At 29.9% G+C, this 22,047-nt stretch carries 25 protein-coding genes; 6 read left to right on the forward strand and 19 right to left on the reverse strand.

Annotated elements, in window-relative coordinates:
* The first annotated feature begins 98 nt into the window (after window positions 1–98).
* On the forward strand, window positions 99–1,037 hold the full coding sequence (locus KQH81_RS11580; protein ID WP_230028322.1) for a (4Fe-4S)-binding protein: 939 nt from the start codon (window positions 99–101) through the stop codon (window positions 1,035–1,037).
* A gap of 212 nt (window positions 1,038–1,249) precedes the next feature.
* Complete coding sequence (locus KQH81_RS11585) at window positions 1,250–1,726, forward strand: AAA family ATPase (protein ID WP_027639115.1); 477 nt, start codon at window positions 1,250–1,252, stop codon at window positions 1,724–1,726.
* Between the two features lie 129 nt (window positions 1,727–1,855).
* Here the strand turns inward: KQH81_RS11585 and KQH81_RS11590 are convergent, their stop codons facing one another.
* From KQH81_RS11590 to KQH81_RS11615, 6 genes are all read right to left on the reverse strand, one after another.
* Window positions 1,856–2,293 carry a GNAT family N-acetyltransferase gene (locus KQH81_RS11590; RefSeq protein ID WP_027639116.1) on the reverse strand — a complete coding sequence of 146 codons (438 nt, stop codon included), beginning with the start codon at window positions 2,291–2,293 and terminating at the stop codon, window positions 1,856–1,858.
* 33 nt (window positions 2,294–2,326) lie between these two features.
* Entirely contained in the window at window positions 2,327–3,391 is a 1,065-nt protein-coding gene (locus KQH81_RS11595) for an AEC family transporter (protein ID WP_027639117.1), read from the reverse strand.
* Between the two features lie 257 nt (window positions 3,392–3,648).
* A complete protein-coding gene (locus KQH81_RS11600) occupies window positions 3,649–4,329 on the reverse strand; it encodes a response regulator (RefSeq protein ID WP_027639118.1) in 681 nt (226 codons plus the stop codon).
* A gap of 3 nt (window positions 4,330–4,332) precedes the next feature.
* The gene (locus KQH81_RS11605) at window positions 4,333–5,886 is read right to left on the reverse strand and encodes a sensor histidine kinase (RefSeq protein ID WP_027639119.1); all 1,554 of its coding nucleotides are present in this window, start codon (window positions 5,884–5,886) and stop codon (window positions 4,333–4,335) included.
* A gap of 151 nt (window positions 5,887–6,037) precedes the next feature.
* Window positions 6,038–7,039: a 2-hydroxyacid dehydrogenase gene (locus tag KQH81_RS11610; RefSeq protein ID WP_027639120.1), complete on the reverse strand. Its 1,002-nt coding sequence runs from the start codon at window positions 7,037–7,039 to the stop codon at window positions 6,038–6,040.
* Window positions 7,040–7,136: 97 nt separating this feature from the next.
* A complete protein-coding gene (locus tag KQH81_RS11615) occupies window positions 7,137–8,201 on the reverse strand; it encodes an AEC family transporter (protein ID WP_027639121.1) in 1,065 nt (354 codons plus the stop codon).
* 487 nt (window positions 8,202–8,688) lie between these two features.
* Here KQH81_RS11615 and KQH81_RS11620 point away from each other — a divergent pair, with 487 nt between their 5' ends.
* A complete protein-coding gene (locus KQH81_RS11620) occupies window positions 8,689–9,159 on the forward strand; it encodes a YbaK/EbsC family protein (protein ID WP_027639122.1) in 471 nt (156 codons plus the stop codon).
* 31 nt (window positions 9,160–9,190) lie between these two features.
* Here the strand turns inward: KQH81_RS11620 and KQH81_RS11625 are convergent, their stop codons facing one another.
* Together KQH81_RS11625 and KQH81_RS11630 are read right to left on the reverse strand one after the other, a co-directional pair.
* Window positions 9,191–9,826 carry a M48 family metallopeptidase gene (locus KQH81_RS11625; protein WP_027639123.1) on the reverse strand — a complete coding sequence of 212 codons (636 nt, stop codon included), beginning with the start codon at window positions 9,824–9,826 and terminating at the stop codon, window positions 9,191–9,193.
* Between the two features lie 249 nt (window positions 9,827–10,075).
* Window positions 10,076–10,540: an N-acetylmuramoyl-L-alanine amidase gene (locus KQH81_RS11630; RefSeq protein WP_027639124.1), complete on the reverse strand. Its 465-nt coding sequence runs from the start codon at window positions 10,538–10,540 to the stop codon at window positions 10,076–10,078.
* Window positions 10,541–10,652: 112 nt separating this feature from the next.
* On the opposite strand from KQH81_RS11630, the gene KQH81_RS11635 reads away from it, so the two are divergent.
* Window positions 10,653–11,129, forward strand: a complete 477-nt coding sequence (locus tag KQH81_RS11635; RefSeq protein ID WP_027639125.1) for a DUF4883 family protein — start codon at window positions 10,653–10,655, stop codon at window positions 11,127–11,129.
* A 71-nt stretch (window positions 11,130–11,200) separates the two neighbouring features.
* On the opposite strand, the gene KQH81_RS11640 is transcribed toward KQH81_RS11635, so the two are convergent.
* Window positions 11,201–12,112, reverse strand: coding sequence for a radical SAM protein (locus tag KQH81_RS11640; protein WP_035770851.1), 912 nt, complete (start codon window positions 12,110–12,112; stop codon window positions 11,201–11,203).
* A gap of 143 nt (window positions 12,113–12,255) precedes the next feature.
* On the opposite strand from KQH81_RS11640, the gene KQH81_RS11645 reads away from it, so the two are divergent.
* Window positions 12,256–13,095, forward strand: a complete 840-nt coding sequence (locus KQH81_RS11645; protein WP_027639127.1) for a PHP domain-containing protein — start codon at window positions 12,256–12,258, stop codon at window positions 13,093–13,095.
* Between the two features lie 13 nt (window positions 13,096–13,108).
* Here KQH81_RS11645 and KQH81_RS11650 read toward each other — a convergent pair whose 3' ends face one another.
* The 5 genes from KQH81_RS11650 to KQH81_RS11670 all read right to left on the reverse strand — a co-directional run bounded on the left by KQH81_RS11650 (window position 13,109) and on the right by KQH81_RS11670 (window position 16,739).
* Entirely contained in the window at window positions 13,109–13,390 is a 282-nt protein-coding gene (locus tag KQH81_RS11650) for a hypothetical protein (RefSeq protein WP_027639128.1), read from the reverse strand.
* A 204-nt stretch (window positions 13,391–13,594) separates the two neighbouring features.
* Window positions 13,595–14,998, reverse strand: coding sequence for an aminopeptidase (locus tag KQH81_RS11655; protein ID WP_027639129.1), 1,404 nt, complete (start codon window positions 14,996–14,998; stop codon window positions 13,595–13,597).
* A gap of 84 nt (window positions 14,999–15,082) precedes the next feature.
* Window positions 15,083–15,634: a 5-formyltetrahydrofolate cyclo-ligase gene (locus tag KQH81_RS11660; RefSeq protein ID WP_027639130.1), complete on the reverse strand. Its 552-nt coding sequence runs from the start codon at window positions 15,632–15,634 to the stop codon at window positions 15,083–15,085.
* On the reverse strand, window positions 15,624–16,535 hold the full coding sequence (hprK, locus tag KQH81_RS11665; protein ID WP_027639131.1) for an HPr(Ser) kinase/phosphatase: 912 nt from the start codon (window positions 16,533–16,535) through the stop codon (window positions 15,624–15,626). The genes KQH81_RS11660 and hprK overlap by 11 nt, the downstream gene beginning before the upstream one ends.
* Window positions 16,536–16,565: 30 nt before the next feature.
* Entirely contained in the window at window positions 16,566–16,739 is a 174-nt protein-coding gene (locus tag KQH81_RS11670) for a DUF896 domain-containing protein (protein WP_074845870.1), read from the reverse strand.
* Between the two features lie 387 nt (window positions 16,740–17,126).
* Here KQH81_RS11670 and KQH81_RS11675 point away from each other — a divergent pair, with 387 nt between their 5' ends.
* The gene (locus KQH81_RS11675) at window positions 17,127–17,297 is read left to right on the forward strand and encodes an aspartyl-phosphate phosphatase Spo0E family protein (protein WP_081670306.1); all 171 of its coding nucleotides are present in this window, start codon (window positions 17,127–17,129) and stop codon (window positions 17,295–17,297) included.
* A 53-nt stretch (window positions 17,298–17,350) separates the two neighbouring features.
* On the opposite strand, the gene KQH81_RS11680 is transcribed toward KQH81_RS11675, so the two are convergent.
* The 5 genes from KQH81_RS11680 to KQH81_RS11700 form a co-directional block, all read right to left on the reverse strand.
* A complete protein-coding gene (locus tag KQH81_RS11680) occupies window positions 17,351–17,749 on the reverse strand; it encodes a hypothetical protein (protein WP_035770855.1) in 399 nt (132 codons plus the stop codon).
* A gap of 14 nt (window positions 17,750–17,763) precedes the next feature.
* Window positions 17,764–18,039, reverse strand: coding sequence for a DUF1292 domain-containing protein (locus tag KQH81_RS11685; RefSeq protein ID WP_027639133.1), 276 nt, complete (start codon window positions 18,037–18,039; stop codon window positions 17,764–17,766).
* A gap of 159 nt (window positions 18,040–18,198) precedes the next feature.
* On the reverse strand, window positions 18,199–20,490 hold the full coding sequence (gene helD, locus KQH81_RS11690; protein WP_027639134.1) for an RNA polymerase recycling motor HelD: 2,292 nt from the start codon (window positions 20,488–20,490) through the stop codon (window positions 18,199–18,201).
* Window positions 20,491–20,729: 239 nt separating this feature from the next.
* Window positions 20,730–21,257, reverse strand: coding sequence for a hypothetical protein (locus KQH81_RS11695; RefSeq protein WP_027639135.1), 528 nt, complete (start codon window positions 21,255–21,257; stop codon window positions 20,730–20,732).
* 130 nt (window positions 21,258–21,387) lie between these two features.
* The gene (locus KQH81_RS11700; RefSeq protein WP_027639136.1) at window positions 21,388–22,047 is read right to left on the reverse strand and encodes a V-type ATP synthase subunit D; all 660 of its coding nucleotides are present in this window, start codon (window positions 22,045–22,047) and stop codon (window positions 21,388–21,390) included.

The raw sequence follows: 22,047 nt of genomic DNA on the forward strand, positions 1-22,047 counted from the left end.
AATTTATAATTTTACATTATTATTAGAATTTTATAAAATAGTATGTGGAAATAAAATAGCACACCTATTGCTTGCTATAAATTTAAGGAGTTGTATTTATGAAAGTAAAACCAGATGACATCAAGCGTGTAAAATCTTTAGGATTTTTATACAACAGGGGTACAGAAGATGAATTTAATTGTCGTGTTATCACTGAAAATGGTACTCTTACCAGCGAAGATTTGGAAACTATTGCAGAAGCTGCAAGAAAATACGGCAATGGAAAAGTAGCCTTTACTTCTAGAATGACAGTTGAGATGCAGGGCGTAAAGTATGAAGGAATCGATGCTCTTATATCTGATCTTAAAGAACATGGGCTTATAACTGGAGGTACTGGTGATAAAATCAGACCCGTTGTAGCTTGTAAGGGAGGAACTTGTGTATTTGGGCAAGTTGATTCTGCTGATATAGCAAAGAGAATTCATGACAGATTTTTTATTGGATACAAAAATGTAGAACTTCCTCATAAATTTAAAATTGCAGTAGGAGGTTGTCCTAATAACTGTGTAAAACCTGATTTAAATGATATTGGATTAATTGGACAAAATATGCCTGAAATACATGAAGATATATGCCGTGGATGCACTAAATGTGCAGTTGAGATGAACTGTTTAATGCATGCACCAAAAGTTGTAGATAAAAAAATAACTATAAATCGTTATATATGCAACAGATGTGGTAAATGTATAAAGAAGTGTTATTTTCACTGTCTATCTTCTAAGGCCCACGGAGTTAAAATTTTAATCGGCGGAAAATGGGGTCGTCAAGGAAGACCTGGTTCTGAGATAAATGGAATTTACAGTATAGAGGAAGCTCTTGATATAATTGAAAAAGCTATCTTAGTTTACCGTGAGAATGCCTTTAAGAAAGAGCGTTTTGGGGATATGATAGAAAGAATAGGTCATGATAAAATTGAAAAGATGATTTTATCAAATGATACTATAGAAAGAAAAGATGAAATATTAGCTTTATCTATAAAACCAAAAGAACAAAAATAATCTAGTTAATAGTAAACTTATAAAATCTTTTAATACAAAATTTAAAATTTTAAAGAATAAGAAAATTTCACTTTATATCGATTCTTAAAAGAGCTCCACGGAGTTCTTTTTTCATATCTAAGATTTTCTCTATTTAAATTTCATTGTATAATAAATATAATTAATAATTTGCAATTTTATAACTTAATTATAAATGAAAGAAGTGATAATTTATGGCAATAGTACACATGCTTTGTGGTAAAGTAGGAAGTGGAAAAAGTACCTATGCACAAAGTTTAAAAACTAAAGGAAATACCTTTATATTATCTTACGATGACCTTATGCTCATTTTATTTGACGATTGTATAGGTCCTGCTAAACATCAAGAAATGGTTAGTAGATGCAAGAAGTTTTTATTTGGACAGGCTCTTGAAATGTTAGAGATGAATATAGATGTAATATTAGATTTTGGTTTTTGGTCTAAAGAAGAAAGAGATGAAACAAAAAGATTCTTTAAAAGTAAAGGTATAGAAGTAAAACTTCATTATGTAAATCCACCTTATGAAGTTATAACAAAACATCTTGAAATCAGGAATAAAGCTATAAATGATGGTGTTCGTGGTTATTATATGACTCCAGAAAAGCGAAAAAGATTTGATGGTTTTTTCCAAGAACCTTCAAAAGAAGAAATTGATGAATATATAAAATAATTTTATTAAAAGAATAAAAGCAGATGATAAACTTTTTTGAGATAGTATTAACGTAAAGAACAGTTTAAATAATAAAACTTTTCTTACATTCATGACCATATCAATTAACCTTATCATCTACTTTTTATGTTATATTTCTTTTTCCATAACAATCATATCAGAAAAAGTTGTCATACCCATCTTGTTATAAAAGCCTTCTGTTTTATGTCCAGCTACTGTGTTTAGTGTTATTGAAGATATTCCTTTTTCCTTTAATCTATATTCAAATTCTTTGAAAATTTTAGTCCCAAATCCGCTTTTACGAATATCATTTCTTACACAAAACTCTTTAATATTAAACATCGGACCATTATAATACTGCTCTTCACTTCCCAAGATCATTCCACATATCATTTCACCTTCATATGCTATTATTCCATATGCTGCTGATGCATCCATCATCTGAGTAAGTCTTTTCGTGGCTGTTTCTATAGTCCATCTATCATTCCATGGTTCTGAATTAAAAGTTTTAACATACAATTCAGCAACTAGCTTTATATCTTTTAAAGTCATTTCCTTAAATTTCATAATTTACTCCTAAATTCTTTTTATTTATAAACTTTACATAGGTATAAACCCCATATTTTTCATAACCTCTAATGCTACTATAAATATAGGCATAGCTACTACTGCTACAAATGTAGACAAGAAAGAACATTCTGAGGTGAATACCGCTTCTTTGTCAAAACTTATTGCATAAGAAGCTGCAACTGTAGCCGTAGGCGAGCACATCATAAGTACAGTCATTGCAACTCCAACGAAAGATACCTTAATTAATCCTACATTTATAAGCACCATAAGTCCTGCTAAACATATTATAGGCACTACTATAACTTTAATCAAGCTATAACCCCAAACATCTTTTCTTCCTACTGCAGTTTTAAATGGAACTGCTGCTAAAGTTGTACCGATAGACAACCATGAAAGCGGTGATGCTAACTTGTCCAAATAAGTTAAAGGCTTAAATAACCATGGTACAGTTTTATCAATCCTTAAAAATGCATAATTTTGTACCGTATCACCAGTTTGAACTGCTACTTGAGGCATTTTATCTTGAAATATCCATATAAACAGTCCTACAAAAGTGGCTATAACTATAGGATTAAGTACTACGTTTTTTACATTTTGTTTTAGATTCTCCCTGTCCATTTTTAATCCGGACATTTTTATAAATGCATAAGAATATAAGAAAACTCTATATGATATATTAAATATATTCGCGTACATAGCTCCAACATCTCCATAAATAGATGCTACTATAGGGATCCCGAAAAATGTGGTAGATCCAAATATGGTAAGCACTCTATACACATCTTGTTTCTCGCCCTGCATCCTTATGTACATAATCTTTGTTACAAATATAAGTCCTATATAGACAACAAATCCCCATATAAGTATACTAATACCCTCATGCAGCTGCTTTTGATCTATGTCTTTCATAAAAGATGTGAAAGCAAGGGCTGGTAGTGATGCACATAAAACCACGTCACTAAGTGCTTTAGATATACTTTCTCCAAGCAAATTTTTTTTTCTAAGATATATTCCTAAAATAATTATCACTATGGATGAAAATATAGCTCCTACAATAGCGTCATCTGTCAATGTGCTTTTAACAACTTCTAACATAAACAAAACATCCCCTTGTTAATTATGACAATAAAAATCCTTTAATTATTTTAAAATAATTAAAGTAACCTTTATAAATTATCATTTTCATATATATTCTTATGATTTTTACAATAACTAATTATAAAGTAATTATTTTTATAAATCAAATTTAATTTTTTGAGTCATAAAAGTTTTCATATTAATAATTTATATTTCCAGTAAAATCATTCAATGACAAAAGATGTTCAACTTATATTGAACATCTTTTCATCAGCTTACAATTCTTCATTAATTTCATATAAAAGTTCTGGTCTTCCTACATTTCCGCTTGTGCTATCTACTCTTACCTTACCTGTCTGCTCTAAAAAGTCCATATATTTTTTTATGGTTACATTGCTTATATTAAGCTCATTAGAAATTTCTCTAACCGTCCACACCCTATGTCTATTAATACTTAAAAGTTCTTTAACCTTTTTTAACGTCCTATCATTCAAACCTTTAGGAAGCTCTGACTTCTCATTATTTTTGTCTATATTCCTTAGCTTATCTAGCTCTCTTTGATTTAAATTCTCAGTGTTTTTTAAAATTTTATTTTTGGATATATATCTTTTTATAGCTTCCTCAAATCTCTCTAAGTCAAATGGTTTAACTAAATAATCCACCACCCCGTAAGCAAAAGCAGTCTTTACTTCTTCAACACTATTACCAGCGGTAATCATTATTATATCAACAAGATAATTTTTATTTCTAAGACTTTTTAGTATATCTATGCCATTTTTCTTTGGAAGATATATATCTAAAAGTATAAGATCAACTTCATCTCTATCCAAATATTCTATTATTTCTTCTTCTGTCATTACAATTCCAAGTACATTAACTCCGTCAACTTTTTCAAGATATCTCTTATTAATTAAAGCAACCATTGGGTCATCTTCTACAATTAATACATTCTTCATTTTCTACTCTCCCTTATAAATAGTTATATAGAAAGCCTTGTCTCCATCATTTTCCTCTATTTCTATTGTTCCATCGTAAAGATCTACTCTGTTTTTCACTAAAGCCAGCCCTGTTCCTCTATTTTTTCCCTTGCTTGATATTCCTAAAGTAAATATATTATCTTTGATATCTTCATCTATTGCTATACCATTATCCACAACTTTCATATCAATTTGATTTTCATCTTCCGTTAGATAAACTTTAACCCATTTGTCATCATCATCTTTCATTGCACAAGCTTCAAATGCATTTTCAATCAAATTTCCTAAAATTGTTGTAATGTCATTAGAGTCTACAGAACCATGATTATTAAAAAGGAAGGACTCTTTACTAAGATCGAAAGTCACATTTCTCTCTTTGGCAATTAACTCACGACTTGCTAATATGCTTCTCACATAATGATCTTCAATATTAGAAAACTTTACAGTTTTGAACTCTTGCATTTTTTGCAGCTTCAATATATATTTTGTGACTTCGTCAAATTCCTTAAGTTTTATCAGTCCTAATATGACATGAAGATTATTTTTAAATTCATGCACATTCGCTCTGAGGTTCTTTACAATTTCATCTACTCCTGTAATTTCTTTTGCTATTCTATCTATGCTCTTTCTATCATTCATTATAATAACGCAGCCTAGATATTCCCCCTCTTCCTGTATAGTATTTATTGTAACAAATACTCTAGTTTTATCTATGATAAACTCTTTCATTTGAAGATCTTTTTCTAATTCTATATATTTTTTCAACTTTTTAAGCACTTTTTCTAATGGAAAATCTTCTAAAATCTCTTCACATTTTTTATTTAATTCTATTACCTTATGCTTTTCATCAAGAGCTATTATTCCTTCTTGAACACTATCCAATATAGCTTTTTTTTCTATATATAGCCTTGTTATATTTTCCGGTTCCATGCCTAAAGTAAGTTTTTTTATCCTTTTTGAAAACAATTTTGATATGACTATAGTTATACAAAATACAACTAAAAATAGCACTGCATAATTAAGTTTTATGCTGTTATTTATATACTGTATATCCTTATAGTATTTTCCAACCATTACAAATCCAACTTGTTTTCCATGATAATATATAGGTTCAAACCATCTTAATGTTTTCCCCATTGACCCTACCATAATAGAATAATAACTTGTGCCTTTATCTAAAACTTCTTTTTTATCATCATTTACATAAATAGCACCAACTTGATTTTCATCTAAATGAGAATATTTTTTTCCAGTCATGTCTGCAACAACTACTATGTCCACATCTTCAATGTGAGCAATAAGTTTTTTGGTATATCCCTGAATTGAATAGTCAAATTCTCTATTTTTAAGTTTATCTTTTATGAATTCTGTATCACTTACTATGAATCCTACTTCTTTAAGTTTATTTTTTATTCTTTCATCTACACTTTTAAGCTTATTATCTATGAAAAAACCATAGGATAATATCAGAGGAATTAAAGTTATTAAAATTCCGTAGATTATAAATTTATTTTCTAATTTTATTTTTTTCTTCATTTGCCTATCACCTTTTAAATAATATCATAAGTAAAATTTGAATTCCACTTTATATTTATTATCATCCTAATATTTATGCCATGTTACATTAAAAATCATAAAAAAAGAAGTTCAATTTTAAAATCGAACTTCTTTTACACATTTTTTTATATTATACTAATGCGTTCTTGCATTTTCCTTCTGTTAAATATTCTTGTAAATTCTCATAAGAAATTTCAACCATATTTCTTAAAGCTTCATCAGTATAAGATCCCATATGTGGAGTTACAAGAACCTTTGGATATAGGTTCATCATTTTCTCGAATACTGGATTAGATAAAGCAGCTCCTTCAAAATCTTTAAAGAATATTTCCGCTTCTCCTTCAATTACGTCTGTACCAAAGCCACCAAGTTTTCCGCTTTCTACAGCATCAAGTATAGCTTCTAGATCTTGAACTTCTCCTCTAGCTGTATTTACAAGGATTGCTCCATCTTTCATTTTTTCAATTAATTCTTTATTGATTATATGATAGTTTTGTCCTTTAATATATGGCATATGTACAGATACTACATCTGAGTTTGCCATAACTTCTTCAAGACTCATAAATGTAACAACTTCTTTTGCTGCATCGCTTTGGAACACATCATAAGCTATTACATTTGCACCTAATCCCTTGAAAAGTTTAGCAGCTGTAAGACCTATTCTTCCTGCTCCTAATATTCCAACTGTGCAGTTTCTTATTTCCTTGCTGAACATGAATGGATCAACTTTAAAGTTTCTCTCATTTGTTCTGCTTACAGTATAAGCTGTATGTCTTAAAAGCATCATAGATAATGTAACTGCAAGCTCCCCTATAGCATTTGGAGAATATCCTGGAACTCTTGCAACTTCTAATCCTAATTCTTTAGCTGCATCTAAATCCACGTGATCGAATCCAACTGTTCTTGTTAGAACATATTGTAGTCCATGTTTCTTTAATATCTCTAAATTTTGTCTGTCTGCTTTACAGTTTCCTCTAACCATTATAGCTTTTGAACCCATAGCAGTTTCTACATTTTCATGAGTTAAATTTGAGCTTATTAACTCTAGTTCATATCCAAATCTTTCATTTAATTGGTGGAAGTATGGAACCTCAGTTTCTCTAACACCATAACATACTATTTTTGTACTCATATTTTCACCCTCCATATCCTTCTATAAGAAGAGACCTGCAGCTTAAATATAAAGCTGAAGACCTCTTCTAAAAATCATCTTATATATAATTGTCTTATTATAGTCCGAATATACCCATATTCTTTATTATTTCAAGGATTACTATCCATATTGGAGCTGCAACTACTGCAGCTACTGTTGATAATAAAGAACAGTTTGATGTAAATACAGCTTCCTTATCAAAACTTATTGCATATGATGCCGCAACTGTTGCTGTTGGTGCTGCAAGCATTATTACTGTTGTAGCAAGACCAAAGAATGATACTGGTAATATTCCAGTCTTAGTTAATACAAATAATGCTACTAAGTTGATAGCTGGTATTAACATAACCTTAACTGCACTATATGCCCAAGCATCTTTCTTAGCCATAGCTGTCTTAAATGGAACCTCTGCTAAAGTAGCTCCAATTGCTAACCAAGCTAGTGGTGATGCTAATTTATCTAAGTAAGTTAATGGTTTATATAACCAAGGTAAAGTTTGATCAATTCTTAAGAATGCAAAACTTTGTACTTTATCTCCAACTGTAACTGATACTTGTGGAAGACTAGCTTGGAATATCCATATAAATAATCCGAAGAAAGTTGCAAGTATTATTGGATTTAAGAATATTTCTTTCATATTCTTTTTAAAGTTTTCCTTGTCCATCTTTGCGCCAGACATTTTGATGAATGCGTATGAGTATAAGAAAACTCTGTAAGCTATATTGAATATATTAGAGTACATAACTCCAACTGAACCATATACTGCTTTAACGATTGGTGTTCCGAAGAAAGTAGTTGATCCGAATACTGTAAGTACTCTATAAACATCTTGTTTTTCTCCTTTAACCTTTACGTATATTAACTTAGTTATAAGAATCATTCCTATGTAAATAATAAATCCCCATATAAGGATGTTTATTCCCTCTTGTAATTCTTTTTGGTTGATATCTTTCATGAATGATGTAAATGCTAATGCTGGTAATGACACTGTAAGAACTACTTTAGTTAGTATCTTTGATGCATTTGATCCAATGATTTCTTTTTTTCTTAAATAAAATCCTAAAAGTATAATTGCTACTGATGAAAATATTGCACCAAGTATAGCGTTGTCTGTTAGTGTTTTTTGTATAATTGCTAACATCGTTAAACTTTCCTCCCGTTTTATATATTCATTTTAAAAAGTTTGTTATTTTTTTATCTAATATTATTTTAATTAATAGGCAGGTTCATTACAATTTAATTAAATTTATTAAAAATAAATTAAAGTTTTTTAAGTTATTTAAGTTATTTAAGTAAAATATCAATGTAATTTTTGATATATACCCGATAATAACACTTATATTTTACTTTTTATATGTTATACAATTAACAGCATTGACTGTTATTTATCTAACTTTGTAATTTTATGAAATTTTCTAATTATTCTTATTTTGAACTATTTAAAATTTATTGTATAATATATACATAATTTTCAGAAATCATAAGGAGGATTATATATGAGAAAATCATCAGTCGAACTTTTACATAATTATCTGACGACAGAACATCTAATAAAACATTCCATTGCTGTAGAAGCAGTAATGATCTCGCTCTATAACTTATAAAATTTTTATTATTAGGAGAAAAACATGTCTATAGACAAAGTTAAAGACTACTTTAAAAAATTCAACCTAGAGAATAGAGTTCAAGAATTTGCAGCTTCCAGTGCTACTGTAGAATTAGCCTCTAAAGCTCTTCACTGTGAGCCAAAACGTATAGCAAAAACGCTTTCTTTTAAAGCTAACGATAATTCTATATTAATAGTAACTGCTGGAGATGCTAAAATTGATAATTCTAAATACAAAGGTGAGTTTTGCTGTAAAGCAAAGATGTTGACTCCAGATGAAGTAGAAAATCTCATAGGTCATTCAGTTGGTGGAGTTTGTCCATTTGGAATTAATGAAAATGTTCTTGTTTATCTCGATGAGTCTCTAAAGCGTTTTGAAACAGTATTTCCTGCTTGCGGAAGTAGCAACAGCGCTATTGAACTTACAATACCTGAACTTGAAAAATACTCTAACTATATTAAATGGATTAATGTATGCAAGTCTTGGGGGTAAAAAATAAGCATTCACAATATTATGTGAATGCTTATTTTAATTTTTGTCTTCTCTGTTTAAAATCACTCATATAAGTTCCTACGTAATTCCAAAATTCCTTGCTATGATTAGGATAAGTCAAATGAGCTATTTCGTGAAGAACAACGTACTCTATACACTCCATAGGCTTTTCTATAAGATTTAAGTTTAGATTTATATACGATTTTACAGTATTACAGCTCCCCCATCTTGTTTTCATAGGCCTTATTCTAACGGCGTATACTACTTTACCTGTAATTCCCTCATATCTTCTTATAAGATTTTCAAATATTTTTTTCGCTTCTTTGTAATACCATTCTTTTATAAGATATTTTATATACTTGATATCATCAATTTTTTTCACATATATATACGCCTTTGCGTCTTCTAAAATTATTTTTTCATCTTCACTATAGATTACATGAATAGCATATACTCTCCCCAAATACTTTAAGTTACATTCTTTATCCATGTTTTTAGTTTTCATAATTTCTATCTTTTCGTCTATCCATTTTAATCGTTCTTTTATAACTTTATTAAGATAATCATCACTTACATACATCGGTGCAGTGACGGTTACAAGAGTTTCGCTTAAAACTCTTATTGTTATGTTTTTCACTTTTTTTCTTTTAACTTGAATTTTATACACGTAACGCCCCCCTTAATAATTATTATATTCTAAAAACTTCTTCTATCAAAACTATTTTACAAAAAAAGATATTGGTTGGGGGAACCAATATCTGAAAAGGGGTTATATAAATAAGGGGTTAAATATTGTTTGGCTCTTAACTCGAAACCAATTAACTTACAAACATATTGTAACACATTTTTTCTACAAAAGCTACTATTTTTCTTTAATTTTTTATGACTTTTTTTAAATTTAATTTAACTTTATTGTTTAAATAACTATAATTTTCAATATTTTTTCACTTATCTGCTTTAATATCTCTTCATCGGCGTCATTAATTTCTATTTCAGCTAATAAAACCTCAGCTTTTATATTTTTTATTAAATAAAGTTTACTATCACTTACTATGTTTCCCGAGGAAAATTTTAGTTCATCTAAAGATTTAATAATATCTTCAGCCATAGTTTTAGCTGCATCTCCTTTAGTATATAAAACAACACTGCTTGTTTTAGCTAATGATATTTTTATAGAAAAAAACAAATCAACTCTAGCGTTATTTGCTATTTTAACCTTATTATATAGACTTTCACCTAAATTTTTGCTTTTACCAACTTCACAATTTACAGCAATATGCCCTAGCTCATTAATTCTATTTATCATATATTCTTTCACATAATGACTTAACGTCAACTCTTCTTCTAAACAGTTCATCATAGCGTCTATACCATACTTCATAAAATTCCTCCTAAAGTACTGTATAATATTTTATTCATAATTCCATAATATGTTCTATAATTATAAAAATTATCATATTTTATTTAGTAAGTACATTATGGAGGTCTTATAGATGAAAAAAAAGCAATTCATACTTATTGAGCTTTTACTTTTTACGGTTCTAATTTTTAGCGGTTGTAAAGCTCAACTAATATCCTATAATGAAAAGAAACCTAATATATACTACTACACTCAAAATCTATGCTCTTTAATAGATAAAACTGATGACTTTTCAGTAGTTCTTTTTCAATCAGATTTACATAAACAGATTGATATCACCAAAGAAGCTGTACCAGTATTAAAGAATTTTATAAACGATATAAAAGCTGAAGATTTTATAGATAAGCCTAATGGTATTCCAGAAATCCCACCTTATAAACTATTCATAACTATAGATAATGTTAGATACGTAGTTAACATATACAATGACAGCATATTGTCAGTTCATACTTGGGATGGTATATTTAAAGAAGACTTTCTCACTATGAAGGATGTTCATGCAGCATACAATCTTTATGGATTGTGTAAATATATCTTTACTTTCAAATAAAAAAAGCTATCTTGGAACAGGGATTCCCCGTCCCCTTTTCCTAAGATAGCTTATCTTTTTATGTTTAAGTTTTAAACTCCTCTTAAATCAAACTCTGGTATGTAGCTTTTCTCATCGGTGCCTTCCTCTTGTATAAATGCATTTTTTACTCCTATCTCAATACAATAATCTATAAGACTATCATAATGTTTGCTGCTTAGTGGTCTGTCAATTTCTTTATAATTGCAAGCTTTAAACATAGGTGTATATTGATTCATAATACTTATATATACCTTGTTTTCAAAAGTTTTATGTATATAGTCTACTATCTTTTTCGAGTCAAACAGTAATCCAGGCAACATTAAATGCCTTATTATTACTCCTTTTTGAATCATTCCTTTTTCATCAAACTTAACTTCTCCGGTCATCTCCACCATTTTTTCTACAGCTTTTGATGCAATAGCAAAATAATTTGGAACCTTAGAGTATCTAATACCATATTCATCTTTAAAGTACTTTAAATCCGGAACAAATACATCCACATACCGCTTCAACATCTCCAAAGTATTCAAAGCTTCGTAACCATTGCTATTATATATTACCGGAAGCTTAAGACCTTTTTTCTTAGCAATTTTTAAAGCTTCTACTATTTGTACTGCATAATGAGTAGGAGTCACTAAATTTATATTATTGGCTCCACGCTTCTGCTGTTCTAGAAATATATCACTAAGTCTTTCTATAGTTATTTCTTTTCCAACACCTTCTTGACTTATATCATGATTTTGACAAAACACGCAATTAAGATTACAGCCAGAAAAAAATACAGTCCCTGAGCCCTTCTCTCCTGAAATACACGGTTCTTCCCATTTATGCAGAGATACCCTTGCGACTTTTACTTTGTCTGAGCTCTTGCAAAATCCCAAACCTCCATCAGTTCTATCTATTTTACAGTTTTTCGGGCATATTCTACACTGTTTTAGTAAATTTAAATTTTCATTTTCCATAAACAATCTCCCTCTTTACGCTAAAACTAATCTTTATTTTCTTCCTGAGTTTTATTAATAAAAATCATATCACACTAGAATAGTTTTTTCTATGCTATAATAATTGTACTATAATTTTTAAATTCAATTTTATGGAGGTAATCATGAAACTTAAAGTTGATTTTCATACCCACTCAACTGCATCTGATGGTCGCAAATCTCCATCTGAATTAGTAGAAGCAGCCAAATTAAATAATGTTCATATAATGGCTTTAACCGACCACGATACACTAAAAGGAATAGATGAAGCAATTTCAGAGGGTCTCAAACTTGGTGTAAAAGTGATTCCTGGAATCGAACTTTCCTCTCTCCATAATGGAGAATCAGTGCATATACTTGGATATTTTAAGGGTGATGGATACCATAATGAGGATCTTATAAATTTTCTTAAGGACAAGGAAGATGCCAGACTTAAAAGAGCAGAAAAGTTTATAGAAAATCTTAATATTTGTTTTAATATAAAAATAGATTACAATGAAGTCTTAAGTATCAGTAATGGTCTTGTGGCACGCCCTCATATTGCCAAGGCAATAATTGATGCTGGTTATGATTATTCTTGGAATTATATATTTGATAAATTCCTAAGTGATTCAAGTCCTGCTTATGTTCCAAATAAAAAAGTATCAATTTCAGAGGCTATAACCCTTCTTCATAAACATGGAGCTTTAGCTGTTCTTGCTCATCCTATACTGTTAAAGAAAAATTCTCCTCATGACCTTATGAGGATTTTTGATTTTGATGGATTAGAAGCTTTTTATTACTTAAATTCTAAGCAGAAAGAAGCAGACTTCATAACTCTAGCTCACAATTATAATAAACTTGTAACTTGTGGTTCTGACTACCATGGAATAGATGGAGATGGAAAACATGGAATTATAGGAAGTGTAAAGTTCACCGAAGATTATCTAAACAAATTTTTAGAGGCATTAAAAATAGGATGCTAATGCATCCTATTTTTTATTGTTTTGGCTTCTCGGATTCTTTTACATTATCAGGCGATTTTAAAGTTTCTTCTAAAGCTTTATCAGATCCCCTTAATTCTTTATCATCTGCATACCACTTAGAATTTGTATTAGGATTATTTAATAATCCAGCCATAACTAATATCCCTAAAAAAGCTGTGACTATCTGTTCATAATTAGCTGGAAGTATATTTATTCCTAATCCATGTAATAATAGTGGAATAAAAGAAAAAATAGATACCCATAATCCATAATTTTTAAATCTTTCATATTTCATACAAAACACCTACCTTGGTTTCTTAAAATATTGTCTTTGGTTCTAATACATAATATTCATATATATATATTTAGTTACTAATTATTCTCTAGAAACTATCTAAGGCTTTTAAAATTTTAAATCCTATTAAGTTTTTCTAGGATTTACACAAAAAAAAATCCCGAGATATGAAAATCTCAGGATTTTTTATATTATTATTTAACTTTATGCTTCTTGTAAGAATGCGTAGTAACCTCTCATAGTTTCATATATATCAGCTTTAGATGCAACTTCCCATGGAGCATGCATATTGTGTAATGCTACTCCGCAATCTATTACTTCCATACCATATTGAGCTAAAATATATGCTATAGTTCCACCGCCGCCTTGGTCAACCTTTCCAAGCTCTGCAGTCTGCCATGTTACTCCATGTTTATCCATGATGCTTCTTATTTGACCTACAAATTCAGCATTCGCATCATTACAGCCACTCTTTCCTCTTGCTCCAGTGTATTTATTGAATACTATACCTTTTCCAAAGTATGCGCAATTATTCTTTTCCATTACACTTGGATAGTTTGGATCAAATGCCGCACTAACATCTGAGGATAACATCTTAGAGTTAGATAAGGCTCTTCTAACCTTTATATCACTGTAGTCACCCATTCTGTCCATTATTTCTGCTACTGCATTTTCAAAGAATTTTGAATGCATTCCAGTAGCACCTATGCTACCAACTTCTTCTTTATCAACAAGTAGAGTTACACAAGTCTTGTCTGCTTCTGTCATCTCCATCATAGCTTCAAAAGAAGTATATGCACATATTCTATCGTCATGGCCATATGCTACAACCATGCTTCTATCTAAGCCATAATCTCTTGCAGCACCAGCTGGTACTACTTCCAATTCTGCTGATACAAAATCTTCTTCAACTATTCCGTATTTTTCGTTTAAAAGTTTTAATATGTTGAGTTTTACTCTATTTTTAGCTTCCTTATCTTTAATTGGAATAGATCCAACTAATATATTTAGATCTTCTCCCTCTATTGCATTTGCAACCTTCTTTTGCATTTGATCTGCTGATAAATGCACTAAAAGATCTGAAATTCCTACTACTGGATCATTTGCATCTTCACCAATAACAACCTTTACTGATGATCCATCTTTCCTAATCATAACACCATGAATACTTAGTGGGATTGTAACCCATTGATATTTCTTTACTCCACCATAGTAATGAGTTTCCATCATAGCTAGATCAGTATCTTCATATAAAGGATTTTGCTTTAAGTCGAGTCTAGGTGAGTCTATGTGAGCTCCTAAAATTCTCATTCCTTTTTGTAAGCTTTCTTTTCCTATAAGGAATAATGCTAAAGATTTTCCCATATGATTTACATAAACTTTATCTCCAGCCTTTAAGCTCTCATTGTTTTCTATGATTTTGTTTAAATCTTTATAACCTTCTTTTTCTGCAAGAGCTACAAATTCGTCAACGCATTCTCTTTCTGTCTTTGCTATAGTCATGAAATCTTTATATCTATCAGAAAGATCAAAAACCTTCTTTAGATCCTCATCAGAATACTTCTCCCATGCATATTCATATTTTTTAGTTAACTCTTTAACGTCCATTGCAAATCCTCCTATCACTTAAAAACTTTTTTAACAACAAGTCCATTTTAACTCATTCCAAGTGAAATTTAAACACAATTCAAACTAATCTGTTATAATACAGTTTATTTTTACATCATGCTCGTCCATTGGAAGTTCATTAACTATTTGTTCTTTGTATCCTATTGCTACTATTTTGCATTTCTTACTAATCTTTAATAAAAATCTATCATAAAATCCTCCACCATAACCAAGTCTTCCTCCTTTATGGTCAAAGGCTACACCTGGTACAAGCACTAGATCTATCTCTTCTTCACTTATTACATTATCTTCCTTAAGCTCTGGCTCTAATATCCCTCTATAACTTTTTGACAAATCAGACCAGCATGTTATTTCAACGGCTTTCATCCCCTGATTTTTATTTATAACCTTTGGAACACATACTCTCTTTCCTCTCTCTAATGAATGCTTTATAATTCTATGAGTATCAACTTCATTTCCATAGCTTACAAACACAAATATATTATGTGATTTTTTATAGAAATCACTATTTATAATCTTATGATATATAGATTCATTTTTATTTTGCCTATGTTCTTTTGATATTTCATCTCTAAGTTTTATCAAAGTTTTTCTAAGATAACTTTTAGAATCCACCCATTTCACCTATCCTTTGATCTATTATCTCCGCGGGAGTGATTTGTGACATAGTGCTATATCTATAATTTGCTGCTGCTGCTTCAATTATGACAGCCACGTTTCTTCCTGGTCTTATAGGAATTCTCATCCTTCTAACCTTTACGCCTAGTATTTCTGTATATTCTTTATCTATTCCAAGTCTGTCATAAGCTCCATTATCTCTCCAATGCTCTAGATGAATAACCATCTTTATAGTCTTGGAATGAAGTACTGAGCTAAGTCCATAGAGTGCAGTTATATCTATTATTCCCATTCCTCTAACTTCTAACATACCAAAAGTAATTTTAGGAGATGTTCCTTTTAAAATACCATCAATCTGCTTTATGTCAACAGCATCATCTGCTACTATTCTATGTCCTCTCTTTATGAGTTCTAATGCAGTTTCACTCTTTCCTATACCACTTTCTCCTGTTATAAGTATTCCAATGCCATATATATCAACTAAAACTCCATGAACCCTTGTTTCAGGAGCTAAAGCATCATCTAAGAAATTTGATAACTTATTTATAAATCTAGTTGTTATCATATCTGTTCTTAATATCCATCTTTTATTTTCTTTAGCATATCGTATAATTTCTTCTTGAGCTTCAAGACCCCTTGTTAGAATTATACAAGGAGTATGAAACTCCATATATTTCTTTATTCTCTTTTTTCTTATATCAGGATGCATGTCATCTAAGAAGCTCCACTCCGCTCTTCCTATAACCTGTATTCTATCATTAGCAAAATAGTTATAAAATCCAGCAAGCTGAAGTCCTGGTCTATTAAAATCTATTATATCAACTTCATTTTCCGGGTCGCCTTCAACTAATACTTCTAATTTAAAATGCTCTATAAGTTCATTTACCCTTACTGCCATAGCCTATCCTCCATTTTCTTTATGCTAATTTTAATTCTTCTTTTTTTCTACCATCTCAAGCTGTGCTCTAAAATTTCTCTTTACCGAATCTATATAACGTCTTCTAAGTTTTTGCTGCTCTTCTTTTTCTTCTGGTGTAAGTCCTTCCTCTTGACTCTTTTTATATAAAAAATTTATTCTTTCTATAACTTTATCCATTTCCATCTTAATTTTCCTCCTTAGCTATATCTATAATTTTACTTTATTCATTGATTTTAAACAACATTAAAATTACCATTATTTAAAATAAATCTATATTGCTTTTCAATTTAAATTTAAAGTCAATTAAGTTTTTTCAAATATAATTATTAACATTAAATTTAATTTCCGACGTAATTCTTATTTTTATTTTTTACCAAATTCTCTCTTTCTACATATAACAATAACTACAAGGGTTTTCCAATAACTGTAAAAGAGATAATTTTAATTTTTTTCTTTGTTTTTTAGAATTATTTGTATTTATATGGAGTATTTTTTTTCTTTATTTATTAGTCATATTTGGTAAAATAGTACTATAGAGTTGATTATTTATTTTATTAGGAGAGTGATTTTATGAACCACGATGAACTTCAAATTAATATTGAAGAATTAAGACATGAGCTGTACACACTATTAGGGAAAAAACATCCTACTGATCAGCGAGTAGTTGAATGCAGCAAAGAATTGGACAAGCTAATTGTGAAGTACCAAAAAAAATGTATTAAAAGCACAACTTATGCTTAATTACATACTAAACTTTAAAGCTGCTATATAAATATAGCAGCTTTTTTTAATTCCTATAAATTAAGTTCATCTATAATCTCGTCTAAATCGTAGTCACTATCCTTTTCAAAGAAAGCTGCTATAAACTCACAGTAGTCACTATTTTCTTTATCAACATCATATGAAGCAAATTGTCCTTCAATATCAAATTCCTCAAATGAATCTTCTATTATAGAACCAACATTATCTACAGCTACATCATTTAAATAAGGAAGATAATATTCATCGTTCCATTCATCGCTTTCCTCATCGCTCTCTTCATCATTTGCATAAGCTGTTGCTGCCTTTATTTCATCTTCATCAAAATCATAAAAAAGTCTTAAAACAACTAAGTCATTTTTAACTTTTAGTTCTTCTATTTCTTCTATTCCGTTTTCTTCTAAGTATGATATTAATTTTTCCTTGTTAATCATATTCATCCCCACCTTTATTTATTATATAAAAGATTTTTATACTCTTTGCTTACTCTTGCAAATTCTTCATCATCTTCTACAAAATTTAATTCTTTATTACCATTTACCATATCCACTCTAAATATGTATGCATCATCTTCATTATTATTTCCTTCTACCGGAGATAATATTAAATATTGCTTTTCTTTTTCTGTTTCTTCATCTAGGTATATCTCCGCTATCGGTTCAAAAGCTACTTTATTTCCTTCCTCATCTCTGAAGTACATTACTTCCATATCTTCATTTACCATTTATTACTCCTTCTCCACGGCTTCACCTGCCATAGCTCTATGTTTTTTTAATAAACTTATAACTTAACTATAAGTTTAATTTTAGTTGTTATATATATGTTTTTCAAGCATTTATAATATAATTTTCTTAATCATAAACAACATAAAAATATTGCATCTTTATTTTAAAAGACTACACACTTCATTTTTGTAAAATATATATTCATAATGAAGAGCTCTAGTAAGCACAACATATAAAAGCTTTTTGTCAAGCTCACTTTCGCCATAAAATTCATCACTTACATTAAAGACTATAGAGCAGTCAAATTCTAATCCCTTAGTCATATAAGATGGAATAATTATGTTTTCTAAGTTTATTAAATCATCACTTTCCTTTATAAGTGACCAGCTGCTATTGCTATGTTTCTTCAAATTATCACTTATCTTTTTGCACTGATCTTTACTCTTTCCTATTATGGCTATTGAATTTTTGCCAGCATTATGTACTTTATCTACTATCTTATCTACTTTATCAGCAAAATCTTTATAGGTGCTGTATTCTACGATTTCCGGTTCATCTCCATGTCTTAGGACTGGTTTAGCTGGAGTCAAACTATTTTCCTGAGTCTTCAATACTCTGTTTGCCAAATTTATGATTTCAATGGTTGATCTATAACTTTGTGTAAGCATAGTATATTCCATATCATCTTTAAATACTCCATGAATTATATTATTCCAATCTTTAAGCCCTTTATATGCATATATACCCTGTCCTAAATCTCCTACCAATGTCAATGAATTTCCTTTGCTTATTAGACTCATTATAGCTATCTCAAAGGGACTATAATCTTGAACTTCATCAACCATAACATGAGAAAATTTAACTTCATCTTCTATGTCCTCAATTTTAAGTTTTAAATAAAGCATAGGTGCTAAATCTTCACTGTCTATTATGCCTTTTTCTTTATTTTCCTGTATCTTTTCTCTCATGTAATCAGAAAGCTCTTTTGGAATTTTATTATCACTAGCTATTGAGAACATATCTTCATCTAAGAAAAATCTCATATAAAGCTCTTTAGCATCTAGGCCTTTCCATTTTTCAAAATAATCTTCGAAAGCCTTTTTGCTGTTTTTCTTTGCACTTTCTTTTTTATTATCTCTCTCTTCATAAAGACCCCTTAACACCCCTCTTCTATGCTTACTATCCTCTTCTGCTCTCTTTATCTTTACAATTTCCAAATCATATTGAGAATCTATATTATCAAGCATAGCTTCTATCTTGTCTTTAAGTTTCAATGAGAGATACCTCTTTATCTCACTCTTTCTTGCATTTACAGAAAATTTAACTAAATCCTTCAAAAATAATCTTCTTATTTCCTTTGCATCTACAAGAACATTGTCATCAACCATTATACTTTCTATTTTTCCATCTTCTATTTCAAGAAGTTTTATATATCTATCCATCATAGTTTTAAAAGTCAAAGAGCCTTTTACTTTTGCTGAACCCATAATAAATTTATACTCTTCATCTTTCGACTCTTCTAATATATATCTAAGCTTCATATCCTTTGTGTACAATTTACCCTTTATCTTAAGAATATTTAAACAAAAATCTTCAAATGTCTCTTGTCTTACATCTTCTACACCTAAGCTAGGAAGAACATCACTTATATAATCTAAAAAAATCTTATTAGGAGCTAATACAAGTATATCTTTTCCTTCAAGGTTTTCTCTATACCTATATAGGAGATATGCAAGCCTATGAAGAGCAACTGTTGTCTTTCCAGATCCTGCTGATCCTTGAACTAAAACAGCGTAGGTCTTAGGATATCTTATAATTTCATTCTGCTCCTTTTGAATGGTTGCAACAACATCTTTAAGCTTAGACCCTATGCTCTCTTCAAGGGTTATTTTTAGAAAGTCATCTATAAGCGCATTTTCTTCTTGCTGCCCTACATTTTTTAAAATTATATCGTTTATTCCTTCATCAAAAATCTCTACAAGTTCTTCATCTTTATATAAAAACTTTCTTTTTAATGACAAGTCACCTTCTATTATTCCTATTGGTGCCCTATATTCTGTAGGTCCTTGAGTTCCACTGTAGTAAAGATCAGCAATAGGCGCTCTCCAGTCTATTACTTTTTCATCTCCGTTTTCGATATCTCCAATACCAAATTTCCCTATATAAAAACTTTCTCTATCTCTTTTGTATTCTCTAAAGTCTATTCTTGCGAAATATGGTTTATGATAAGCTTCACCATAATTATGAAGTCTCTCAGAAACTATATTAAATAGAAGTTTTGAATTTTCGAGTTCCTCGCTATAACTTCCTCTTGCTGATTTCTTTAAAGTCGATATCTGTGTTTTTAAAGCTTCATTTCTAGCATTTATCCTATCTATCTCCTCATGTATCCACTCTCTTGTCTCATTTAAATGTTCTTTCTCTAATTCCATCTCTTTAATTTTATCCATACAACCACCTCCTAAGCTTAATTTATAAATAACCTTATATATTAAAATCCATATAATAAATTTTTATTTTCATTATTATATAGACTTTAATATAATATCACTGTTTCATGTTTTTTTAAATACTCCACCCACATTATTACATAATTATTCCAAATAAAAAACAGTGAAGAAACTTTAAATTCTTTCACTGCTTTCAAAATCAATCTTACTTTATTAATTTTATCTTAATAATTTCTAGATTAAGCTACCTTATTGTAATTAAACATTCCTTTTGAAATATCTTTTTTCATAGCTTTTGATAATGCTTTTACTAAAGTTCCTGAAAGTACTGCATCAATTCCATGATGGACTAGAGTACCTAATGCAACTGTCATAAGTATAAACTTTATATCAAATCCTGGTAATATAGCCACAGCTGCAGCTTCTGTCAAAGCATGCAATGGTGCAGTTATCACAGCCATTTTCGTGAACGATACCCCTCTTTTTATTAAATAAGCCCCTACTCCTCCAACTATTATGTGCATTGCAGCTCTAGCAACTATATGAATAGGCGTTCCTGACATCAAAAACCCTAATGTTGATCCAAGTCCTACTGCCATAGCCGCTGTTGGTGATATAAGCATGGACAAAAACACTGGCAGGTGTGATGCTGGTGTTAATGAAAATGGCCCTATAACAATTTGAAATGGCTTAAATATAGTCGGTATGATTATAGCAAGCGCTGTAAATAATCCTGTAAAAGTAAGTTTTTTTATTTTATCTCCCATTGGTACTTCCCCCTGTATTCTAGTGTATATACACTAGAATACAATATTTTTATACACTTGTAAAGAGGTTATAAATATTTTTATAAAAAAAGAGCAGCTGCATTATTACAGCTACCCGTATATATATTTTTTAATTATTATTTGCAGCTTTAGCTGCTTGCTCTTCCATCATACTCTTAACCTTCATAAGTCTTGTAAGATTTCCTCTCTCATTTTCTTCAAGCTTCATTCTTATATACCTTATTGTTTCCTCTAGCTGTGGTATTGTCATATACTCAAGAGCATTAACTCTTCTTCTTGTCTTTTCAATTTCGTCAGCCATAAGCTGAGTACTTTTTTCAACTTCTGCTAGTTCCAAAAGCTTAGGTAGTATAGTGTAAAGTTTTGATATAGAATCATCAAGCTCTGATGAAGTAGATGCAAAGCCATACGGATATATGCTTCCCTCATCACCTTCTAAAGCTCTTTTAAATTCCATAACAGGCACATTTACACTCATTATATTCTTAGTATGAAGCTCTAGAGATATCTTCTCCTTTGGATAAACAATAGCTTCTTCTAACATTTCCGAATTCATAACAGCTCTCGCCATTACAAATTCTTTAAGAGATGCACTTAATTCTTTTTCTACTTCTCTTCTAAGAGTATTATTATACTTTACAAGATCAATAAATCTTCTCATAAGCTCATCTTGTTTGTCTTTTAAAAGCTTATGTCCCCTTGTAGCAGTTACCAGCCTCTTCTTAAGCTTGGTAAGCTCCATACGAGTAGGATTAACATTTAATCTCAT

This window comes from Clostridium cadaveris (assembly GCF_020911725.1).
In the GTDB taxonomy this organism is placed as follows: Bacteria; Bacillota; Clostridia; order Clostridiales; family Clostridiaceae; genus Clostridium_X; species Clostridium_X cadaveris.